General features: G+C 62.4%; 20 protein-coding genes. 3 read left to right on the top strand and 17 right to left on the bottom strand.

Annotated features, from left to right (window positions below):
* Window positions 1-17: 17 nt before the first annotated feature.
* From emrD to MUW49_RS09540, 8 genes are all read right to left on the bottom strand, one after another.
* A complete protein-coding gene (gene emrD, locus MUW49_RS09575; RefSeq protein ID WP_039038746.1) occupies window positions 18-1,217 on the bottom strand; it encodes a multidrug efflux MFS transporter EmrD in 1,200 nt (399 codons plus the stop codon).
* Between the two features lie 271 nt (window positions 1,218-1,488).
* Entirely contained in the window at window positions 1,489-2,919 is a 1,431-nt protein-coding gene (locus MUW49_RS09570) for an ATP-binding cassette domain-containing protein (RefSeq protein WP_244812655.1), read from the bottom strand.
* Window positions 2,916-3,722: an ABC transporter permease gene (locus MUW49_RS09565; RefSeq protein WP_171865238.1), complete on the bottom strand. Its 807-nt coding sequence runs from the start codon at window positions 3,720-3,722 to the stop codon at window positions 2,916-2,918. The genes MUW49_RS09570 and MUW49_RS09565 overlap by 4 nt, the downstream gene beginning before the upstream one ends.
* Window positions 3,723-3,724: 2 nt before the next feature.
* Window positions 3,725-4,687, bottom strand: coding sequence for an ABC transporter permease (locus tag MUW49_RS09560; protein WP_171865236.1), 963 nt, complete (start codon window positions 4,685-4,687; stop codon window positions 3,725-3,727).
* Window positions 4,684-6,210 (bottom strand): ABC transporter substrate-binding protein, encoded by a 1,527-nt coding sequence (locus tag MUW49_RS09555; protein ID WP_171865234.1) that lies wholly within the window; start codon window positions 6,208-6,210, stop codon window positions 4,684-4,686. The genes MUW49_RS09560 and MUW49_RS09555 overlap by 4 nt, the downstream gene beginning before the upstream one ends.
* Window positions 6,211-6,405: 195 nt before the next feature.
* Entirely contained in the window at window positions 6,406-7,068 is a 663-nt protein-coding gene (locus MUW49_RS09550; protein ID WP_041215003.1) for a glutathione S-transferase N-terminal domain-containing protein, read from the bottom strand.
* Between the two features lie 31 nt (window positions 7,069-7,099).
* Complete coding sequence (locus MUW49_RS09545; protein WP_113977566.1) at window positions 7,100-7,708, bottom strand: glutathione S-transferase family protein; 609 nt, start codon at window positions 7,706-7,708, stop codon at window positions 7,100-7,102.
* Window positions 7,709-7,828: 120 nt separating this feature from the next.
* Window positions 7,829-8,284 (bottom strand): hypothetical protein, encoded by a 456-nt coding sequence (locus MUW49_RS09540; RefSeq protein ID WP_171865232.1) that lies wholly within the window; start codon window positions 8,282-8,284, stop codon window positions 7,829-7,831.
* A gap of 200 nt (window positions 8,285-8,484) precedes the next feature.
* Here MUW49_RS09540 and suhB point away from each other — a divergent pair, with 200 nt between their 5' ends.
* A complete protein-coding gene (gene suhB, locus MUW49_RS09535; RefSeq protein ID WP_010675095.1) occupies window positions 8,485-9,288 on the top strand; it encodes an inositol-1-monophosphatase in 804 nt (267 codons plus the stop codon).
* Window positions 9,289-9,388: 100 nt separating this feature from the next.
* Here suhB and MUW49_RS09530 read toward each other — a convergent pair whose 3' ends face one another.
* Both MUW49_RS09530 and MUW49_RS09525 read right to left on the bottom strand, forming a co-directional pair.
* Window positions 9,389-10,264 carry an OmpA family protein gene (locus MUW49_RS09530; protein WP_171865230.1) on the bottom strand — a complete coding sequence of 292 codons (876 nt, stop codon included), beginning with the start codon at window positions 10,262-10,264 and terminating at the stop codon, window positions 9,389-9,391.
* Between the two features lie 68 nt (window positions 10,265-10,332).
* Window positions 10,333-12,306, bottom strand: a complete 1,974-nt coding sequence (locus MUW49_RS09525) for a methyl-accepting chemotaxis protein (RefSeq protein ID WP_171865228.1) — start codon at window positions 12,304-12,306, stop codon at window positions 10,333-10,335.
* A 145-nt stretch (window positions 12,307-12,451) separates the two neighbouring features.
* On the opposite strand from MUW49_RS09525, the gene rnt reads away from it, so the two are divergent.
* The gene (gene rnt / locus MUW49_RS09520) at window positions 12,452-13,114 is read left to right on the top strand and encodes a ribonuclease T (RefSeq protein ID WP_010675098.1); all 663 of its coding nucleotides are present in this window, start codon (window positions 12,452-12,454) and stop codon (window positions 13,112-13,114) included.
* A gap of 226 nt (window positions 13,115-13,340) precedes the next feature.
* Window positions 13,341-14,663, top strand: a complete 1,323-nt coding sequence (locus MUW49_RS09515; protein ID WP_039038758.1) for a Na+/H+ antiporter family protein — start codon at window positions 13,341-13,343, stop codon at window positions 14,661-14,663.
* A gap of 63 nt (window positions 14,664-14,726) precedes the next feature.
* Here MUW49_RS09515 and MUW49_RS09510 read toward each other — a convergent pair whose 3' ends face one another.
* The 7 genes from MUW49_RS09510 to MUW49_RS09480 all read right to left on the bottom strand — a co-directional run.
* Entirely contained in the window at window positions 14,727-15,920 is a 1,194-nt protein-coding gene (locus MUW49_RS09510) for an MFS transporter (protein ID WP_171865226.1), read from the bottom strand.
* Between the two features lie 104 nt (window positions 15,921-16,024).
* Complete coding sequence (locus MUW49_RS09505) at window positions 16,025-16,930, bottom strand: LysR family transcriptional regulator (protein ID WP_042882841.1); 906 nt, start codon at window positions 16,928-16,930, stop codon at window positions 16,025-16,027.
* Window positions 16,931-17,138: 208 nt separating this feature from the next.
* Window positions 17,139-19,055 (bottom strand): bifunctional diguanylate cyclase/phosphodiesterase, encoded by a 1,917-nt coding sequence (locus MUW49_RS09500; protein ID WP_010675102.1) that lies wholly within the window; start codon window positions 19,053-19,055, stop codon window positions 17,139-17,141.
* 1 nt (window position 19,056) lies between these two features.
* Window positions 19,057-19,539 carry a molybdopterin-binding oxidoreductase gene (locus MUW49_RS09495; RefSeq protein WP_010675103.1) on the bottom strand — a complete coding sequence of 161 codons (483 nt, stop codon included), beginning with the start codon at window positions 19,537-19,539 and terminating at the stop codon, window positions 19,057-19,059.
* Window positions 19,540-19,869: 330 nt separating this feature from the next.
* The gene (locus MUW49_RS09490; RefSeq protein ID WP_029314717.1) at window positions 19,870-21,768 is read right to left on the bottom strand and encodes a DEAD/DEAH box helicase; all 1,899 of its coding nucleotides are present in this window, start codon (window positions 21,766-21,768) and stop codon (window positions 19,870-19,872) included.
* A gap of 180 nt (window positions 21,769-21,948) precedes the next feature.
* Complete coding sequence (locus tag MUW49_RS09485) at window positions 21,949-22,410, bottom strand: hotdog fold thioesterase (RefSeq protein WP_043154944.1); 462 nt, start codon at window positions 22,408-22,410, stop codon at window positions 21,949-21,951.
* A 22-nt stretch (window positions 22,411-22,432) separates the two neighbouring features.
* The coding region (locus MUW49_RS09480) for a hypothetical protein (protein ID WP_244812654.1) at window positions 22,433-22,637 on the bottom strand (205 nt) is incomplete at its 5' end.

Below are 22,637 nucleotides of genomic sequence, written 5' to 3'. Positions count from 1 at the left end.
GCGGGCTCTTGGCCGTGTCAGACGGCCATCTGCTCGTGGGGCGCGCCGTGGTGGCGCAGCCACACAAAGCTCAAGGCCACGATCAGCACCATCACCGTCATGATGGCCCCCAGGGTCACCTGCCCCGTCATCGGGAAGCTGGCGGCCAGCAGGGTTACCACGCCAGCCCCCAGATTCTGCATGCCCCCGAGCACGGCTCCCGCAGTGCCGGCCTGGCCCGGGAAGGGCTCGATGGCACAGGAGGTGGCGGTCGGATAGAGAATGCCGCTGCCAATGAAGTAGACCGCAGCCCCGCCCACCAGGGAGGCAGCGCTCACCATGCCGAGCAGCCCGGGTACCAGGATGATGAGCGACCCCAGGGCCAGGAAGGCGATGCCAAGGCGCATCAGCTTGCCCTGGCTCAGGCGAAAACTCAGTCTGGCGGAGAGCCAGGCGCCGAACAGATAACCGGGCAGCGGCAGCACGAACAGCACGCTGACGGTGCGGGCACTCAGCTTGAGCACGTCCCCCAGCAACACCCCTGCCGCCGCCTCGAACACCGCGAGGCCGGCAAAGGTGGCCATCAGACAGAGCAGGTTGCCCTGAAAGCGCGGGTTGCCGAGCACATGACGATAGGCGGCGCCCACCCGCAGCGAATGCTGGCGGGCGGATGCTGGCAGCGTCTCGCCAAACCAGGCCAGCAGCGCAAGGGTGGTCAGGGCACCAAAACCGAACAGGAACCAGTAGCCGGCACGCCAGTTGAACAGCTCGGTGAGCCAGCCGCCCAGCACAGGTGCCAGCAGAGGGGAGAAGATGACCCCCATGCTTACCAGGCTGTTGGCACGGTTGAGCTCGGCACCACTGTAACGGTCGCGCATCACGGTCCGGCTCATGGCGCCCCCTGCCCCGGTGCCCAGCCCCTGGATCAGGCTGCCCGCCAGCAAGGCGGTGAAGCTCGGGATCAGCTGGATGGTGAGGGTGCCGACCAGGAAGATCATCATGCCGATGATGAGCACAGGGCGACGACCGATGCGATCCGACAAGGGGCCATAAACGAACTGGGAGAGGCCGTAGGGAATGAGGTAGCAGGCCATCACCGCCTGCAGCTGGCCGGAGGCCACATGGAAGTCCCCCGCCATCATGGGAATGGAGGGCACATAGAGGGTCTGGGTCATCTGACCCACGGCGACCATCAGAATGGTCAGGAAAAACAGGGGATAGAAGCTGTGCCGATACATACTGTCGTCCGAAAAAGATCAAAAAGCCGCCACCCTCCGGGCAGGGATCTGCAGGAGGTGTCTGACAAAGGTCGTTGAAGAGGAACAAGGCGGAGGACCCGCACCCGCCAGCAGCAGGACGCTCTCTGGCTTGGGATAATCTTAGTGATTCATATCACAAAAAACGAACGAAACTTTATAATCTGCTTTCCCAAGTTTTTCTAATGCGACGGGGCCCAAGGCCCCGTCACTGTCATCTCATCATGGGGGAAGGATTCATCCTGTCCCCTCTTTACCCCACTCTTCTCACCTCGGCCGACGCGCCTTCGAACATGGGGGTACCCGCCTCCCCCAGTCTCAGACAACGAGGAGCAACCTTGTCGGCCAGCCCCTCGTCATGGGTCACCAGCAGCAGGGCGCAGCCTATCTCTCCCAGTTCCTCCAGCAGACAGGCGATGGTCTGTTGCTGGCTCAGGGGATCGAGCCGGGACGTGGGCTCATCGGCGAACAGCAGCACGGGGCGCAGCAACAGGGCCCGGATAAGCGACAGCCGCTGCAGCTCCCCTCCCGAGACCTGGTTTGGCAGGCGTGTCAGCAGCCGTTCATCCAGCCCCAACCGGGCCAGATAGTCGACAAGCCGATGGCGAGGCAGCCTGTGCAGACGCAGCACATCATCGAACTGGGTGGCGAGGCGCACTCGGCTTGCAAAGGCCTGCACCGGATCCTGATAGAGCTTCTGCCAGCGGCAGGGGGCTATCCCTTCCCGGCGCAGCACCTCCCCTTGCAGGGGGCGTTGCAGACCCAGCAGCACGTTGCCGAGGGTGCTCTTGCCCGCGCCGCTCGGCGCCATGATGGCCATTCGCTCCCCTTGCGCCAGGGCAAGGTCGAGCCCCGTGAACAGGGGTTGATCCCCATATCCCATGGCAAGCCCCTTCCCGCGGATGAGCCAGTCACCGGTGGGAGGGACAGCCGCCTCGGGCCAGGCGGAGGGCTCCGCCGCCAGCAGGGCCCGGGTATAGGCATGGGATGGCGTGTGCAGCACACGCTCGGCGGGCCCCTGCTCCACGATCTCTCCTCCCTTGACCACCAGCACCCAGCCCCCCAATGCGCGAGCCAGGGAGAGATCATGGGTGATGGTCAGCAGATGGCGTCCACGGGCCAGGTAGCCCAGCAACAAGGCACCCAGCCTGGCTGCGGCCCGGCTGTCGAGCCCCTTGGTGGGCTCGTCGGCCACCAGCAGACGGGCCTCCCCCAGGGTGGCGGCGGCAAAGGCCGCACGCTGGGCCATGCCTCCCGAGAGCTGGTGTACAAAGGCGCCCTCCCGCCCGGCCAGTCCAAGCCGCTCGAGGGCGGCGCGGGCCCGCGATCGGGCCTCCTTGCCCCCTGGCAGCCGCCCCTCCTCCACCTGGGCAAGCAACCCCATGGTGGGATCCAGCGCCAGCACCGGCTCCTGGGGCAGCATCGCCAGCTCCCGCCCCCAGAGAGTGCGCAGACGAGGCGTGTCGGCCAGGTTGTGATGGCGGCCACCCGACACCATCTCGCCCCGGCCTATCAGGGGGGCTGGCAAGGTCCCCATCAGGGCATGAGCCAACAGGGATTTGCCCGAACCGCTCTCCCCGATCAGGGTCAGGGCGGTGCCGGGATGAATGGTGAAATCCAGCGCCTGCAACAGGGTTTTCTGGCCATCATCGACCTGCAACCCCTTGATATGAATGGCCGTCATGAGGTGGCTCCTTGTGAAGATGGCATGTCAAGGCCGCGCGTCTGATGAAGCAGCACCAGGGCCAGCAACATCAGCCCCATGACAAGAATGGGGGCCAGTAACAGACGGGGAGCCTCCTGATAGTGGGGCAGCGCCTCCGTCATCATCAGCCCCAGCTCGGGCGTTGGCGGCTGAATGCCCACTCCGACAAAGCCCAGGGTAGAGAGGGTTAGAATGGCACCCGCTAGGCCGAAGACCATCATGGTGAGCAACTGGGGGGCGAGCTCGGGCCAGAGATGGCGCCGCACCACATGGGCATGGCCGAATCCCAGCAGACGGGACGCCTCCACCTGGGGCGAGGCGAGCAGCCCCCGGCTGCGGGCACGCACCACCCGGTAATACTCCACCCACTGGGCCATGGCCAACCCGAGATAGAGGATGGCAAAGCCACCCTGGGCCATGGCGGAGAAGAGCAGCACCAGCAACAGGCCTGGCAGGGCCAGCACGCCGTCGGCCAGGCTGCGCAGCAGACCGTCGACCCAGCCGCCGCGCCAGGCCGAGAGCCAGCCCAGCAATGACCCCAACAGCGCCGCCGTGATGACGCACAGCAGTCCCAGCAGCAGGGAGAGCCGGGTCGCCGCCGCGAGGCGCGCCATCAGGCTGCGCCCCATCTGATCCCGCCCGAGGGGCTCCTGCCAGGAGGGATCAGCCAGAAACTGTGCCAGATCCTGAGCCGCCGGATCGGGCCAGAGCACGGGGCCCAGCAGGGCAAACAGCACCACCAGCAGGAGCAGGCCCAGCCCCGTTTTGACAGACAACGACATGATCAGGACTCCTTGGGACCACGGGGGTCAATGGCAAGACAAAGCAGGTCGGTGAGGGTATTGAGCAGCACGAAGAGCACCGCCAGCACCAGCACGGTCCCCTGAACCATGGGGATGTCGCGCCAGAAGATGGCGTGCACCAGCGCATGGCCGATCCCGGGCCAGGCAAACAGGCTCTCGACCACCACGACCCCCTCGATGAGCAGCACCAGCTGCACGCTGGTGTAGGCGATGATGCTGACCCCGGTGTTGCGCAGACCGTGGCGCCAGAAAACCCGGGCCGGCGAAAGCCCCTTGGTGAGGGCAAATCGGTAATAACCGGACTGCACCACGGTGAGCACGCTTTCACGCACCACCCGGGAGAGCACGCCGGAGAGCCCCAATCCCAGGGTCAGGGCGGGCAGCAGCAGGTTGCTCCCCTCCCCGTGCCCTGCCGCACTGACCCAGCCCAGCTCCACCGAGAGCATCACCATGAGCACCAGGCCGAGCAAGAAGGGGGGCAACGCACGCATCAGCACGCTCCAGCCCAGGGTCAGGCGATCACACCATCCCCCCGGACGCAGCGCACTCAGGCTGCCAAGCGGCAGCGCCACCACCAGCGCCAGCACCACGGAGGCGCTCGCGAGCGTCAGGGTGGCGCCCAGGTGATGACCCACGTCGGTGGCGACCGGTGCGCCCGTCACCAGGGAGCTGCCGAGATCCCCTTGCAGCAAGGCCCACAGCCAGTCGCCAAAACGGGCAAGGGCCGAGCCGGCCAGCCCCAGCTCGCTGCGCACCGCGTTGGCCGTCTCGGCGATGACATAGTCATAGCCATAACGACCCGCCGCGATACGAAAGGCGATGTCTCCGGGCAGAGACTGCACCATCAGAAAACAGAGTCCGGCCACCAGCAGGGCAACCACCAGCGCCTGCACCAGACGCTGACCCAGTATCCCCATGACGCGAGACAAGGGTGTCGCTGTCATCGTGCGCTCCATGTCAACCTGTCCAGGCCATAGCTGCGCTCCTGGGGATCGAGTTCAAACCCCTCCAGCCCCCGACTGACCGCCGCGCTCTGGCGGTACCAGGCGATGGGCAGGAGCGGCAACTCCTGTTGCAGTGTCGTGGCTATCTCCCGGCGAGCCGCAGCGGCGTCTGTGGGCGACAAGGCTTGCGTGGCAAGGCGGGTCAGCGTTTGCGTCATGGCCGGGGAATGCCAGTTCATCACCCCCCAGTCCGCACCGGCAGGGGCCAAATCCCCCAGCAAAGTGACCAAGGGATCCGGTACCAGGGCATAATTGCGGGCGTAGAGACCAAGCTGGAGCGAGCCGTCCTGATGGCCCGCCGGGATCTCGCTCGAGTTGCCCACCGCCACCTTGAGATCCACCCCCACCGCCTTCCACTGCGCCTGCAGTGCCGTGGCGAGGAGCGGCAGCTCCGGACGGTCAGGGAAGGTACGCAAGGTCAGGGCGAAGCGCTCTTCCCCCTTGCGCAGCACACCGTCCTCCCCCGGCTGCCAGCCTGCCGCCGCGAAGGCCGCCCGGGCCGCCTTGACGTCATAGGCAAGCGGCGTCAACCCGAGCTGGTGCCACTCCCCCAGAGTGGGGGGAAAGAGCTGGGTTGCCGCCATCTCCGGATCCCGCAGCAGGGCGGCTGCCATACCACGACGATCGATGGCGAGACTCAAGGCACGGCGCACCACCGGATCGCTCAGACGGGGATCGGCGCCATTGAGCTTGAGCTGGATGGTCCGTGGCAGGGTGACCGAGGCGATGGAGACCCGTGACGCCTGCTGCAAGCGGCGGATGCTGACCGGATCCAGCCCCCAGGCGATGTCGGCCTGACCGCTCTCGGCCATCAGGGTGCGGCTCTCTGCACGCCCCACCGTCAGGTAGCTGACCTCCTCGATTGCGGGCCTGGCCCCCTGCCAGCCGTCGAAACGCACAGTCTCTATCCGCTGGGGTTGTTGCAGGCGGGTGATGCGGTAGGGGCCAGAGCCTATCACCTGGGTTACCTCCCCCTTGGCATCGTAGGCGGCCTTCGCCAGGATCTGAGTGCTGGGGTGGGCCAGCACGGCGGGCAGGGAGGCGAAGGGTTCGCTCAGGGTGACCTTCAAGACGCCATCTCCAGATCCGATGGACGCAATGGGAGTGCTGGTCATCACGCCGGGCTTGCGCCAGGCCTGTTGCAGGGCAAAAGCGGCCTGCTCGGCGCTCACCTCGCTGCCATCGTGAAAACGGGCCCCGGGGCGCAACGTGAATCGCCACTGCAGACCGTCATCGCTACGCGACCACTCACTGGCAAGCCCGGGTTGCAGATTGCCTTTCCCATCGACATCCACCAGGGTCTCCGCCACCTGCATGCGAGTAAAGAAGACCCCGTTGCTGGCGGGGTCGACACTGTGGATCTCCCAAGGCCCCACCATGGCAAGCGGTTTGCCATCGGCTGCAGTCGTTCCTGCCATCAGAGCCAGGGCGAACCACCCGGCTGCGGTGCATTTTTTTGTCATCCTTTCCATCCAAGCTTCATGTTCATCAACCAAAGATGTGGCGTTATAACATAACAATCAATCAGGGAGAATGACTTTTGATTTTTGATAAATGGCTTATTTGAAAGACAAAAAGCGACTGCGATGCAGATCGTCAAACAACGGGGAGTCAAAGGGGAATAAAAAAGATGGCCCGTCAGGGCCATCATGATGGCGTCAGCGAGTCACCATCTGCTGCGCCCGCTTGACCTGATCCTCGGGGCTCTCATTGCGCGGTGGAATGGTGATGCCCTTCTGGCAGGCGGGCCTGGCTTCCATGCGTGCCATCCATGCCTGCAAATGCACCAACCCCTCGATGGAGATACCACTCCAGTCGTGGATGCGCACCCAGGGCCAGGTAGCGATGTCGGCGATGCTGTACTCGTCCGCAAGATACTCATGGTGTGCCAGATGACCGTCGAGCACCTCGAACAGGCGTCGCCCCTCCTTCTGGTAACGCTCGATGGCGGCCGGGATCTTCTCGGGGAAATAGCGATAGAAGACGTTGGCCTGCCCCATCATGGGACCGACGCCCCCCATCTGGAACATCAGCCACTGGATGGCCTGGGAGCGACGCTTGGGATCCTGCGGCAGCAACTTGCCGGTTTTTTCCGCCAGATAGAGAAGGATGGCGCCGGACTCGAACACCGCGAAGTCACCATTGTCCCGATCGACGATGGCCGGGATGCGGCCATTGGGGTTGATGGCCAGGAACTCGGGCTTCTTCTGCTCCATGGTCGCGAAATCAAGGGGAATGACCTTGTAGGGCAGCCCCAGCTCTTCGAGGGCGATCGACACCTTGAACCCGTTGGGCGTGGCGGCAGTGTACAACTCTATCATCTTGGACTCCTTGAACGTTCAGGGGAAAGGATCAGGCCTGGGCGCTGGACCGGGCACTTACCCGGTCATGCCAGTCCTGCAAATGGGGCTGTTCGGGGGTGATACGCAGGCCAACCACCTTGCCAAAATCAATGGTACAGAAGGCAAGAATGTCGGCGATGGTGAAGCGTTCCCCCGCAATATAGGGCACCTCGGCAAGACGGGCATCGAGCTTGTCAAACCAGATCTGAGCCTGTTGCTTGCACTCCTCCCCCCATTCGGGGAAGACCCTCTCCCGGTCTTTGTAAAAACCGGTGATATGACGAAACGCCATACCGGTCGGCAACCAGAGGTTGAACTCGATGAAGCGACTCCACATCTCTATGGTGGCGCGCTCCAGCGCGGTGCTGCCAAACAGGTTCGGCTCGGGGTGGAGCTCTTCAAAATAGCGGCAGATGGCCAGGGTTTCACTCAGACAGGTTCCGTCATCGAGTTCCAGCACAGGAATGCGCCCGGCCGGGTTCTTGGTCAAAAAGGCGGGCGCCAGGTTTTCCCCCGCCCCCAGATCGACCTGTTGATATTCCATCTCGATCCCCTTCTCCGCCAGAAACATTCTGACCCGACGGGCATTGGGGGCTCGTCTCAACTCATAAACCTTCATGTCACCTCCGTCGACGAACACACGGTGAGCCGCTGCACAGGCCATAGCAAAGCGGCACAATGTCGGTCAGTTATGACAAATATTGTGCCGCTTGAACAGCCCGCATCGAGGGGGAGATGATTAGCTGCTCAGTACCCCTGGTTGGCGCTGGCGCAGCAAGATAAGACGGGAAAGCAGCGGGAAATAGGATTCAAACTTGCTTTGCAGCGCCAGGCTGCAGGCAGGATCCGCCAGTTCGGCCTCATCCAGCAGAATACCGTTGGAAACGAAATAAAAATGCGGATCCCGGACATCCGGCCCCTGTGGAGTATGTTCATACTGTCGATGCACCAACAGGGGAAGCACCGGCAATCCCAGTGCACTGCCTCCTGCTGGCCAGAGCGGAACAGGCCAGGCAGCCCCCTCTTCTTCCAGCAGCAGGATCGCCGCTTCGTCCTTCGACGGTTGCCACTGCTGGGGCTGCGCCACCCGGACCTCGGTGACATAATCGCTCTCTTCGCTGGCGGCACGCAGTGCGGCCAACACACCCAGAGTCGTCGGCGACGACGGTTTCTGACTGACTAATGACAGATTCATGGCTCATATCCCTATGCTCACCACAGCCTGTTATCCGGCTGTCGCGATAAGACTAGTTGATTACAGGTCTTTATTGGAGCCGTCAGATCTGTCAGTCACCACCCTGACCGAATGAGGGCATAGCAGTTGCTATTCCCGAATATCTTGGTAAGATGTCGCGTCCTTTTATCCCCCGTTCTTTAACATCCAGTGGTGAACCTATGCATCCGATGCTGAATATCGCCGTGCGCGCTGCGCGCAACGCCGGTCAAGTAGTAGTAAAAGCCTTTTCTCAACCCGAGAACATCGAGGTTATCCAGAAAGGCAGCAATGACTTCGTGACCAACGTTGACCGTGACGCCGAAGCGGCCATCATTCACACCATCAAAAAATCTTACCCGGAACACAGCATCGTTGCTGAAGAGTCTGGCGAGATTGCCGGTACCAATCCGGACTACCAATGGATCATCGACCCACTGGATGGCACGACCAATCTGGTCAAGGGCATTCCGCACTTTGCCGTTTCCATCGCTCTGCGCGTCAAGGGCAAGACCGAACAAGCCGTTGTCTACGATCCCATCCGTGACGAGCTGTTCACTGCCACCCGCGGCAGCGGCGCCCAGCTGAACGGCTACCGCATCCGTGTCGGCAAGGCCAAAGAGCTCTCCGGCACCATCCTGGCCACCGGGTTCCCGTTCAAGCAGAAGCACCACATCGAACCCTACCTGAAGATGTTCCAGAGCATGTTCATCGAGTGTGCCGATATCCGTCGTGCTGGCTCCGCCTCGCTGGATCTCGCCTATGTGGCCGCTGGCCGCGTCGACGGTTTCTGGGAAATCGGCCTGAAACCCTGGGACACCGCCGCCGGTGAGCTGCTGGCCAAAGAAGCCGGCGCCATCGTCACCGACTTCGTCGGTGGTCACAACTACGAAAACTCCGGCAACATCGTGGTGGCCAACCCCCGCGTGCTGAAAGAGATGCTCGGCAAGATCCGCGAAAACCTGCCGGAATCCCTGGCCAAGTAATCCCGGATACCCGCGAAAAAAATGCCAGTCGGTTCGCCGACTGGCATTTTTTATTCCTGACTACAGCGAAAATGCCGCCCCTCTCGATGACTCAACGGGATCAGATAGTGCCGTTGCGTCCCATGTTGATCACCACCCGGCGGTTCTTGGCTCGGCCAGCTTCCGTTTCGTTGGAGGCCACGTGCTGTTTCTCACCGTGCCCTTCCACCGAGATCTTGCCCTCCTCGATGCCGAGATCCACAAACACCTGCTTGATGGCATCCGCCCGCTTCTCGGAGAGCTTCTGGTTTGGCCAGCGGCCGCCATAGCTGTCGCTGTAGGCGTCGATCACCACCACATCGATGCTCTTGTCTGCCTTCACATAGTCACCGATCATCGCCAGCCGTCGCTTGGAGGCCGGTGACAACTGATCGCTGTTCTTGTCATAGGAGAGTACGCTGAAGGCGATGTCGTTGAAGCTGTAGGGCAGCAAGCCACTCAGGCAGTCCATGAACGCCTGGTACTTCACCCTGAAATTGACCGACGAGAGCGATATCCGCACCGGCCTGTCCTGACGATACCAGTCGCGATACTGGAAAGTCGGCATACGCCCTCCTTCCAGCTCGTCCAGCATGGTCCAGGCGGTCTGCCCCGCCACCAGGCCGTCAAACTGCTGATAGAACTGCAACTGGCTGATCTGTCGCCCGGCCACCCCGGGACGCCAGCTGGGGGGCATGATCCCGAGGCTCACTGTCTGGGTACGCGCCTGGGGTCGCTGCCCCTTGAGCTCGAAATCCAGATTGATCTTGCGCCCGGCCCGGCTGACAAAGGCCCCGGTTCCCCAGCGGGGAATAGGATGCTCCAACCTGCACTCCACCTGGGTATCAGAGGTCAGACGCCAGACGGATTGATCCAGACCGGCGCCAAATTCGGTCACGCCCGCCTGCAACTGCATACTCACTGATATGCTGATCAACCCCAACACCCAAGCATTCAACGGCTTGTCCTCCACACTATCTCGAATTATCTATCGGCAGCGGCAGGACAAGCTTTAGGTCAAAACGCTCAGTGGGGGGAAGAAGGGGCCATCAGCTTGAAGCTGGCGATGCGTCCCGCCAGATCCCGGGCCAGGGCATCCAGTTCGGCACTGTGTTGTTGCAGGGTATGGGAGTGCTGGCGATGGGCCTCATACACGTCACGGATGGTCATCACGTTTTGCTGGATGTCGTCGGTCACGTAACGCTGCTCCTCGGTGGCGGTGGCCACCTGGGCCGTCATGTCGCTCACCTTGCGCACCTCGTTGACGATGTCGGTCAGCTCGCTCCCCGCCCGTTTGGCCTCCGTCACGCTAAGGCCGGCCTGTTCGGTCCCCGTGTGCATGGCAGCCACCGCCTCGTTGGCCCCCTGGCGCAAGCGGCCCAGCATCCGCTCTATGTCATCCGCCGCCTGCTGGGTACGGGAGGCAAGCGCTCTCACCTCGTCGGCCACCACCGCAAAGCCGCGCCCGGATTCACCGGCACGGGCCGCCTCGATGGCGGCATTGAGGGCCAGCAGGTTGGTTCTGTCCGAGATCTGCTTGATGAGGCTCAAGGCCTCCCCCACCGACTCGGTATCCCGATGCAGGCTGTCCACCAGGTGCCGGGTATCCACCAGCGTGCCCGCCACCTGCTGGATGGTGTGGATGGTCTGATCCACCTCCTTGTCACCCTGCTTCGCCCGGCCGATGGCCTGCTGAGTCGCCTGGGAGGTCTGGGTGGCGTTGCGGGCAATCTCCGCGACAGTCGATGCCATCTCGGTGGCGGCAGTCGCCACCAGATCCACCTGCCCGCATCCCCTGACTACGCCAGCATTCACCTCGGCAATGACCTCGGCCGAGCTGGCGGCGCTGCGTATCAGCACGTCACAGGAGTGGCGCACAGCCAGCAGCAAACTTTCCAGATGCCCGAGGAAATGGTTCAGATCCCGCGCCAGGGCACCCAGCTCATCCCCGGATCGCCAGTCGACCCGCACAGTCAGGTCGTTCTCCTGCACCAGGCGCTTGAAGGTCTGGTGCAGGGCCATGAAGCCCAGATGCAGATCCCGCACCACCCGCCAGCAGACGAAGCTGGTCAGGACGATGCACAGCAACACGCCAGCCGCCCCCCACCAGAAGTCACCGGCACTCCCGACCCGCATCTGTTCAACCCGCTCGAAGAGCTGTTGATAGAGGCTGTCTTCTATCTCCTTGAGCAGGCCTATCTTGTCGGTACTCAAGGCAAACCAGGCCTCCGCATCGACACCAAAACCGCCGCTTGCCGCCTTGTCCAGGGCCAGTTTCTCCATGGCGGCCACCTTGGCCACCACGGGTGAGGCGAGGCTGTCGTTCAGCAACTGACGCTGGGCTGGACTCGCCACCGCCTGGAAACGTTCGAGATAGGTGTTCTGGGCCGCCAGCAGGGAGATGAACTGCTGCAACAGCGCAGGCGTGAAGCTGTCACGGCCAAAGACGTTGCTGAGCGTCGCCCGCTCCAGGCCCGCACGCTCCTTGCTCTGCAGGAAGGCGGCGTAAGCATTGGTCTGCAGGGCGATGGTGGCATCCATGCTGTCGACGCTTATCTTGTCCACTACCGCCAGCAAGGCGGTCACGAGGCGGGTATAGAAGCCGACCTGTTCCGCCACCTCGACCCCCAGGGCGCTGACCCGCTCACGCATGGCGGTGAGTCCCGCCACTCCCTGCTGCACCTCGGTCAGCGCCAGCAAGGCAGGATCCTGATGAAAACGCTGCAACAGGCGGTCCACCACCTTGCGCTGGGCAGGCAGCGCATCGCGAAACTTGCTGCCGCCAGAGCCGAGGAAGCCGGCCGACATGCCGCGCTCCCGTTGCAGCTCATGGGCCAGCTGCGCCGCCTCCTTCACCACCGCCAGCGCGACCAGGGCGCCGCTCATCTCCTGTTCGACCCGATAACGTTCATAGATGTACCGGCCTGAGAAAAACAGCAGGGCCAACAGCGGCAGACAGACCACCAACATCATCTTGTGTGCCAATCCCAGCTTCTTCATCGTCCTCTCCCTCCATGGTTGACGTCGCCCATTATAAGCACAGGTGTTTCAAAATGGCCCTCTTGCCGTCCCATGGCGGCAGATAAGGGACAAGGGCACGCTTTTTTGCCATAATACCGCCTCCTTTCACGCCGACCGAGATACCATGACCGACGCCGTTCACACCCTCAAGGGCCGTTTTCGCGGCTTTTACCCCGTCGTCATCGATGTTGAAACCGCCGGATTCAATGCCAAGACCGATGCCCTGCTGGAAATAGCCGCCCACACCCTCAAGATGGATGAGCAGGGCTGGCTCGTCCCTGACCAGATCTTCCATTTTCATGTCCAGCCCTTTGAGGGCGCCAATCTGGAGAAAGCGGCGCTGGAGTTCACCGGCATCGACCCCTTCAACCCGCTGCGGGGCGCGGTGGACGAGAAGGAAGCACTCACCGAGATCTTCAAGGGGGTGCGCAAGGGCATGAAGGAGCAGGATTGTGGTCGCGCCATCATAGTGGCTCACAACGCCACCTTCGACCACGGCTTCGTGATGGCCGCCGCCGAGCGGGCCGGCCTCAAGCGCAATCCGTTCCACCCCTTCGCCACCTTCGACACCGCCGCCCTCTCGGGTCTTGCCCTGGGGCAGACGGTGCTGGCCAAGGCCTGTCAGAGCGCCAATATCCCCTTTGACAACAAAGAGGCCCACTCGGCCCTCTACGACACCGAGCGCACCACAGAGCTCTTCTGCCACATCGTCAATCGCTGGAAGAGCCTGGGAGGCTGGCCTCTGGCCAACCCGGATGAAACGACGGACACCGAAGACGAGGGCTGAACACTCCCAGCCCCTGCCCAGACAGGCTGCCCATGGCAGCCTGTCTGCATGAGGGGACCTGTCTGGGCAAGGAATAAGGGCCATTTTCCCGGTTCCCGTTCACCGCCAGCAGAAGATGCGTCCCTTGGCCGGGATCTGCCGATTTTTTTCTCGACATTTAGCCTGTTTTTCGCAAACTAGCTGGCTTTCACACGACTGACAGCAACACAATCCATAAGGAAATCAAATGAATCCTGTTGTTATCGCGGTGGCGCTGATGCTGGTGCTCAGCCTGCTGCGGATCAATGTGGTGGTCTCCCTCGCCATCGGTGCCATCGTGGGTGGCCTGCTCGGCGGACTCTCCCTCGAGCAGACCCTCAGCACCTTCACCGGCGGCCTGGGCGGCGGTGCAGAAATCGCCCTCTCCTACGCCATGCTGGGGGCTTTCGCGGTAGCCATCTCCCGCTCCGGCATCACCGATCTGCTGGCCCGCAAGGTCATCAACCAGCTCGGCAAGGATGCCAGCAGCACCCGCATTCTCTGGGTCAAGAGCCTGCTGCTCACCTCGGTGCTCGCGGTCTCCATCTCCTCCCAGAACCTGATCCCGGTGCACATCGCCTTCATTCCCATCCTGATCCCGCCGCTGCTGCATGTCATGGCCCAGATGCAGATCGACCGCCGTCAGGTGGCCTGCGTCATCACCTTCGGCCTGACCGCTACCTACATGCTGCTGCCGGTGGGCTTTGGCGGCATCTTCCTGAACAACATCCTGGCCAAGAATCTCGTCGACAACGGCGTACCGGTGGAATTCAGCCAGTTGCCCCTGGCGATGGCCATCCCGGTATTCGGCATGTTCCTCGGCCTGCTCATCGCCGTCTTCTTCAGCTACCGCAAGCCGCGTCAGTATGATCTGGAGAAGATCCTGGCCGCCGAACCCGAGACGGTCGAGCTCAATCTCAACCACATCTGGGTCGCCCTGCTGGCCATCGCCGTGGCACTCGGTCTGCAACTGATGACCAACAGCATCGTGCTGGGGGCGCTCGCAGGCTTCATCATCTTCACCTGCGGCGGCGTCATCAAATTCCGCGAGAGCCAGGATGCCTTCACCCAGGGTGTGCGCATGATGTCCCTCATCGGCTTTATCATGATCTCGGCCGCAGGCTTCGCCGCCGTCATGAAGGAGACCCACGGGGTGGAGAGTCTGGTGCAGTCCGTCTCCAGCATGATGGCAGGTCACAAAGGACTGGCGGCCTTCCTGATGCTGCTGGTGGGCCTGCTCATCACCATGGGGATCGGCTCCTCCTTCTCCACCGTGCCCATCATCGCCACCATCTATGTGCCCCTGTGCATCCACCTCGGCTTCTCGCCCATGGCGACCATCGCCCTGGTGGGCACCGCGGGCGCACTGGGTGACGCGGGCTCCCCCGCCTCCGACTCGACGCTCGGCCCCACATCGGGCCTCAATGCCGACGGTCAGCACGACCACATCTGGGACAGCGTGGTGCCAACCTTCATCCACTACAACATCCCCCTGGTGATCTTCGGCTGGATTGCCGCCATGGTGCTCTGAGACCATCCCGAGCAGACAGACAAAAGGCGACCCCGAGGTCGCCTTTCTTGTCTTGCACATGCCTCAGATGGCCGGTTGCAGCCCCCGCCTGCTGGCCAGGGCGCAGAGACAGGCCACCAGGGCCAACCCCATGCCGGCTGCTCCCACCCCGATCCAGTGTCCCTGTTGCCAGACCAGCATCCCCAGGCTGGAGCCGAGGGTTCCCCCCAGGAACATGCCGGTCATGAAGAGGGTATTGATGCGCCCCCTGGCCTCAGGTCTCAGACCATAGATGCGCTGCTGATGGGCGATGAGTGCGCTCTGCACTCCGAGATCCAGCAAGATGACCCCGCACGCCAGCCCGGCCAGAGAGAGCCACAGCTCGAAGCAGATCCAGGCAAGCACCACCAGCACGGCACCGGCCAATACCACTGGTCTGGCCCCCAACCGATCCGCCATCCGGCCTGCCAGAGGGGCCGCCACCACCCCAGCCACCCCAATGACGCCGAACAGACCCGCCATGTCGGCCCCCAACCCATAGGCAGGTTCGGCCAGGTAGAACGCCAGCACGGTCCAGAAGGCGCTGAAGGAGGCAAACAGCAAGGCCTGGGTCAGGGTCGCGCGGCGCAAGGCGGGCTCCTCGCGCCACAGACCGACCAAAGAGTGAAGCAGACGGCCATAACCGAGGGGAGAGCGCGGCAATCCGGACGGTATCATCCTGGCCATCAGCAGGGCTCCCGACAGGGCCAGGGGAATGGCCAGCCAGAACATGGCGCGCCAACTGCCATAGGCGGTGACCAGGCCGGCGACGGTGCGGCTGAGCAGTATCCCGGCCAGCAGGCCGCTCATCACGCTGCCGACCACGGCACCACGGCGGGCGGGATCTGCCAGGGTCGCCGCCACCGGAACTATCTGCTGGGCCGCCGTGGCCCCGATGCCGAGCAGAACGGATGCCAGCATCAAGGTGGTGGCACTCGTGGCCGTGGCCGCCAGCAGGGAAGCCAGCGCGATCAGTGCAAACTGCCCCGGAATGAGCCAGCGGCGCTCGACCACATCGCCAAGCGGCACCAGCAAAAGCAGACCCATGGCATAGCCGAGCTGGGTCAGCATGGCGATCAATGGCATGCCCGAGTGCCCGGGAAAGTCCTGTGCCATCACCGCCAGCATGGGCTGGTTGTAGTAGATGTTGGCAACTGCCAGGCCGCATGACAGGGCCATGGCGAAGAGCAGGGAGGGCCCGGGGGTTGCGGCCCCTCCGGCAGAAGGCGATGTACTCATGATCTTCTCCTCGTGGTAGAAGGGCTCCCGCCAGGATACGGGCCCCATGCGCACAGCCTACCCGGGGAGCGTCGCCACCAGTAGAGCGGTGGGGACCATAACAGTTATTCCGCTGGCGTATGCCCCACGCCGGGCAGGCCGGTCACGAATGCCAGAAAGGCGCTCGCCTTGGCACCAGGCTGGCGACCTGCCGGGAGCAGGGTCCAGAGCTCCTGCATGGGCAGTTGCCACTCCGGCAGCACCGCCACCACCTCGCCGCGGGCAAGCTCGGGGGCAAACATCCACTCCGAGGCGATACCGAGCCCCAGTCCTGCCAGCACGGCGGCGCGCATGCCTTCGGCCGCCGAGACCGTCAGCCTGCCTTCTCCGGAAACCACCTTCTCTTCGACGCCGCGGCGAAATCGCCACTGTTGCCCCACTCCGGGCCGTGGACTGTAAAGCACCAGATCATGCTGTTGCAGAGCCTGAGGGGTCTCAGGCTCTCCTTTGGCGGCCAGATAGGCCGGCGTCGCCAACACCCGCATGTCGCTTCGGGCGAGACAGCGGGCGACCAGCGACGAGTCGGCCTGTTTGCCGATCCGCAGAGCCACCTCGATGCCCGCCGAAATGAGATCCACATTGCCGTCATCCAGCAGGATCTCCAGATCCAGTCCCGGGTGAGCCGCCAGAAAACCGGCAAGATGGGGAATGATATGCAGGCGGGCGAAGGTGACGGGAGCGCTCACCCGCAGGCGTCCGCTCAGGCCCGCCCGGCATTGCTGCACCATGGCATCGGCCTCGTTGACCTGGGCCAGGATCTCTCTCGCCCGCAGATAGTAGGCCTCTCCGGCCTCGGTAGGCGCCAGCCCCCGGGTCGAGCGCAGCAACAGGCGGCTGCCAAGGTGCGCCTCAAGCTGGGCAATCAATCTGGAAACCGTGGGTTGCCCCATCCCCAGTCGGCGGGCCACCGCCGAAAACGAGCCGGTCTCCACCGCCAGCACGAACACCTCCATCACTCCCAAGCGATCCATCTATGGCTCCTCTGCCCTGTGGCACTGTTCGTGGCACAAGGTAGCACCGGGCATGCCCTCTCGCACCCTCGTTCTGGCAGGAGGCACAATAAAGCCACGTCATGGGCGGTCCTGCCATGGGAGAAAGGTGTCGGGATGAAATATCAACCAGGAACAATCGAACAGAGGGACTCGAAGACAAGGCTACAGGAGCTCGATTGCCCCAAGGCTAGCCCAGTGCCACTTCCTGAATGGCGGCGCTGTGGGCGAAATAGCGGTGACAGAACTGCATGAACTCCGGCAGCGGCAAGGGACGCGAGTAGAAATAACCCTGGATCTCATCCACCCCTATGGTGAGCACCGCCTTGAGCTCATCGCTGTTTTCCACCCCTTCTGCCACGACACGCACCCCCAACTGATGAGAGAGGGTGGTGATGGTCTCGACGAAGAGCGCCTGCCGGGTGTCACTGTCGATCGCGGTGATAAAGGATCTGTCTATCTTGAGCTTGTCGAAATAGAGTTCACGCAGGTAAGAGAACGAGGACCAGCCGGTCCCGAAGTCATCGAGGGCCACCCGCACCCCAATCTGGCGCAGGGAGTGAATGATCTGCTTGCTCAGGGCGATGTCATCAAGGGCGATGGTTTCGGTCAGCTCCACTATCAACTGGTGCAGCCCCAACGGTCCATCTTCCATCTTCTCTTCAATCTCCCTGGCCAACCCCATGTTGAACATGGAGTTGGAGAGGTTGATGGAGATCTCGAGCGGTTCTAGTACCTCCTTCGGGAAGCCGGACAGGTCGATCTGCATGCGCCGGATGATCCAGCCCCCCAGCGCCTCACCCAACCCGTTCTCTTCTGCCAGCGAGATGATGTCGAGGGGGGCAATAAAGCCATATTCCGGATGATGCCAGCGGATCAGCGCCTCCGCCCCCAGCCTCACTACACTCTGGCCGCGCACGATGGGCTGATAGTAAAGGGCCAGTTGCGGGCATTGCGGGCAGTGGATAAGCTCCCGCAGCTCGGTCGACAGCCGGCGTTTGCGCTGATAGTGCTGATACATGCTGCTGGAGAAGAGCACATTGCGATTCAGCCGTTTGCGCTTGGCGCTGTCGAGGGCGATATCGGCAAACAACAGCATCTCTTCCGGTGAATGATCCGGTTTCACGTACTGGCTGGTGCCCATGAAGACCCGCACCCGGTGCGCCGGATCGGCAGCAAACACCAGATCCGCCAGCTCGCTGCGCAGTTGCTCCAGAAACGGGAAGCGCAGATAGGTGGGCATGGTGCCGGTGATGATGAGGGTGAACTCGTCACTGCCGGTACGGGCAACGAAGATCCCCTGGCCAGAGGCGGCCTTGATCCGCGCCGCAAGCCGTTTGAGCAAGGCGTCCCCCACTTCGTAACCCAGACTGTCATTGACCTCCCTGAAATGCCCCAGATCCATGAGGCAGACGGTGATGCTGCTGCGCCGACCGGGATGGCTGGTCCACTGCTGGAGGTGCTTGATGAGCGCCGCCCGGTTAGGGAGACGGGTGAGAGGGTCGTTCCACGCCAGAAAATGCTGGCGACGCACTTCGCGAAACAGCACCATCAACATCACCATGGTCGCCAACATCAGAAATCCCAGGATGAAGAAGTTCTGGGTTTTCGACTCGTTGAGCAGCTCGCGCTGGGCGATGGCAGAAGGCCCGGTGAAGTTTTTCACCATCACGTCCCGCACCCCGCGCATCTCGTCATCGAGCGCGGCCGTGAACATCTTGAGTGCAGGGGAATTCGGCTCCCCTTGCACCACATCCTGCTCATAGCGTTCGAAGAGAGCGAGGATCTTGCCGACCGCCTTGTCCGCACCGAATCGGGCCCTGACCGACTTTGCCTCCTCCCCGTGCAGGAAGACATCGAGCCGGTTCCAGGCAATGTCAAAGCGCTTGTTCATCTCCTCCCGGCTGGCGGCACCGGCACGATAGAGCTGCAAGCCCTCCTCGAAGGCGTGGATCTCCAGCTCGAGCTGGGCCAGTGCCCAGGCGGAGAGCTGGGTGTAGCGCGTCACCGCATTGAACGCGCGGTCATAGTTCCAGACCGACCAGAGGGTCACCCCCAAAAAGGTGGTCACCATCAGGATCAGGCTCAAGAACTTGCCGCGCAGCATCTTATTTGCTCTCCAGCGCCGTCAGCTGCCACACCATCCGGCTGTGATAGAGCTCCTTGTTGAGTTCGGGATGGTCGGTGAGGGGATAAATGACCCAGAGCGGCCCCTTGTTGCGCAGGGTCAGAGCCTTGCCATCCTGCTTCTCGGCCACCAGCACCGGGTACTTCTCCCCGTCTTCCAGCGGCAGTGCGGCCCAGTATTCATTGACCGCGAGGGCCTTGACCTCCTGGCTCTTGAGACCGTAGATCCTGACCAGGTCCCGCAGCAACACCCCGCGATAGAGGTGCTCCCCCTCGGTCCAGGGCGTCCCCGTCTTAACTTCCGTCTGCGGCAAGGCCTCAAACTCGGTACGGGTCAGCACCACCTCCCCCTTGCCATTGCAGCACCCCGCCCCCGCAATTCTGAAGAAGGGCTCCTCCGCCAACACCATACCCGACACGAGCCATCCAGATATCAGCAACACCTTGCCAAGCCACTTGCCCATCACGCACCTCCCTGTCATACGGTTTATTTATTCATCTCACTCTGCTGACTCATATGCAAACAACAGAATGCACCTTCAGACCAAAGTCGCAGTCGTTTGCAACCAGCAACTATCTCTGCGCCTTCCAAAAGTACCCAATCGCTTCCCAAAGAATGACACCAGGCGCCACCCCCAGGCAAATGGATTGCACCATTTTTCTTTCACTGGCTCCTCATCAAACCGGGTGCCCGCCACGGCCGGAGAAAGGTGACAGTCTTCGCTACGCATCTGAAAAACAGACACAAAAAAGGCCGCTCCATGGAGCGGCCTTCTCATCAGTGCAGTCAGGGTTTAGCTGTCGCGGCGCTTGTTGCCACCGAATTTGCGACCCTTGTCGAAACCGCCTTCACGGCGATCCTTGTTGAAGGGACGGTCACCCTGGGGACGGCGATCCTTGTTGAAAGGACGGTCGCCACGGAACGGACGATCACCACGGGGCGGACGGGGAGCAGTGTTGCCGCCGGCCGGCACTTCGGTGTAACGGGTGATCTGCAGCGGACGCTGACAGACACGGGCCTTCTTGATCACTTCCAGCACCTCGGCGCTCATGCCCTTGGGCAGATCGACGGTGGAGAAGTCATCGGCGATGTCGATGTTGCCGATGAAGCGGCTCTCGATGTTCGCTTCGTTGGCGATGGCACCCACGATCTGGCCCGGCTTGACGCCGTGATGGGCGCCCACGTCGACACGGTAACGCTCCATCTCCACGTCCGGGTTGTCTTTCAGCGGACGCGGTTCGAGGGACGGCATGCGACGGGCCGGACGATCGCCACGGTCACCGAAGTCACGACCGCCACGGTCGTTGAACTCACGACGCTCGAAGCCACCGCGATCGTTGCCAGCGTTGAACACCGGATCCGGAATGGAGTCATCCAGCAGCAGCGGTTGATCGCCCTGTACCAGCTTGGCCAGTGCAGCAGCCAGCTCCAGCGGATCGGCAGAGTCTTCTTCGATCAGCTCGTTCACCAGGTTGTGGTAGATCTCGAGCTCTTCACCCATCATGGTTTCGCGGATGCGCTCCTTGAACTTGGCCAGACGGTGCTGGTTGATGTCCTCGGTGCTCGGCATCTTCATCGGCTCGATGGCTTGACGAGTGGCGTGCTCGATGGCACGCAGCATGCGACGCTCGCGCGGCGCCACGAACAGGATGGCTTCACCCTTGCGACCGGCACGGCCGGTACGGCCGATACGGTGAACATAGGATTCGGTGTCGTAGGGAATGTCGTAGTTCACCACGTGGGTGATGCGCTCAACGTCCAGACCGCGGGCGACCACGTCGGTGGCGATCAGAATGTCCAGCTGGCCCTGACGCAGCTTGTCAACGGTACGCTCACGCAGCTTCTGCGGGATGTCACCGTGTAGCGCTTCACAGGCGTGACCACGGGCAGCCAGCTTGCCTGCCAGCTCTTCGGCGGCGTTCTTGGTACGCACGAACACCAGCAGGGCTTCGTAGGATTCCACTTCCAGCAGACGGGTCATGGCGTCCAGCTTGTGCAGACCGGTCACCTGCCAGTAACGCTGACGAATGGTGGTGGCGGTCGCGGTCTTGGAGGCGATCTTGATCTCTTTGGGCTGCTTCAGGTGCTTCTGGGCAACACGACGGATCTGCTCCGGCATGGTGGCAGAGAACAGGGCAACCTGACGACCGGCCGGGCACTGATCCATGATCCAGTCCACGTCGTCGATGAAGCCCATGCGCAGCATTTCGTCCGCTTCGTCCAGCACCAGGGCTTTCAGACCGGAGAGGTCCAGGTTCTTGCGACGGATCAGGTCCATCACGCGGCCCGGGGTACCCACGACAACCTGAGCACCGCGGCGCAGGGCGCGGGTCTGGGTTTCGTAGGAGGCGCCGCCGTAGATGGGCAGCACGTGGAAATCGGGCATGTGGTGGGCATAGCGTTGGCACGCCTCAGCCACCTGCAGGGCCAGCTCGCGGGTCGGGGCCAGCACCAGGATCTGGGTGTTGCGGTTACCAGCTTCCAGACGAGACAACAGAGGCAAGGCAAAAGCAGCGGTCTTCCCTGTACCGGTTTGTGCCTGCCCCAGCAGATCGTGTCCCGCCATCAGGTGGGGAATTGCTGCGGCCTGGATGGGAGACGGGCGCTCATAGCCCACGTCCTGCAGCGCTTTCAATACAGGCGCGGCCAGTCCAAGCTCACTAAAAAGGGGCAGTTGTTCGGTATCAGACATAGATTCTTCCAGATTAAGGCAGGCGGCTAACACCGCGGAATAGCAAAAAGGCGGCGATTATAGCGCCACTTTGTTCTGCTGTCTTGAAAAATGTGATAGGTGTCTCAAGACGTTGGCAATTATAGAGGGATCTCGCGACTATGGCTTGCTTATTTTTCACTCATGATGCGTTATTGCGGATCACGCTTCGCCAGAGTCCTTGTCCCGCTTGTGCTTGAGCACCGCCATGGTCAATCGGCTGGTGCACAATAAACGACCACGTTCATCGCGAATCTCGATCTGCCACACCTGAGTCGTCGCCCCCAGATGCAGCGGCGCGCAGCGCCCCGTCACCACCCCTTCCCGCTTGGCCCGTAGGTGATTGGCATTGACCTCCAGCCCCACGCAATAACTCTCCTCCCCCACCGCCATGTTGGCCGCAAGCGATCCCAGCGTTTCCGCCAGCACCACGGAGGCGCCGCCGTGCAGCATCCCGAGTGGTTGATGGGTGCGGTGATCCACCGGCATGGTGGCCTCCAGCCAGTCGGGGCCAAAGGCGCTATAGACGATGTCGAGGTGGGCCATCAGGGTGTTACGGGAGCTGGCGTTGAGCCCCTCCAGGCTCATGGGTTTGCGCCAGATGGGGCTGCTTTCTTGACTCATGGTGAGCGGACTCCTTGCGTGATCAACGGGTTATCGCTGCGCTGTAGCGGTAAGCCAGCAGTGTCGGCGAAAAAGGCGCAAAAAAAAAGGTTCTTCGCGGGATCTTGGGGAAGTGGAAGTTGACAGACAGGGTGCTGGTAAACTGGCTGTCTCCAAACACACCACCACCATCACCCTGCTGTCGCCGTGCATCATATTGATATTGCCTCCTTCTGGCCAGGTTATAC

It is taken from the genome of Aeromonas sp. LsrichE-8G, from assembly GCF_022869435.1.
GTDB classification, from domain to species: domain Bacteria; phylum Pseudomonadota; class Gammaproteobacteria; order Enterobacterales; family Aeromonadaceae; genus Aeromonas; species Aeromonas caviae.
This window is presented reverse-complemented; position numbering and strand designations above follow the sequence as displayed.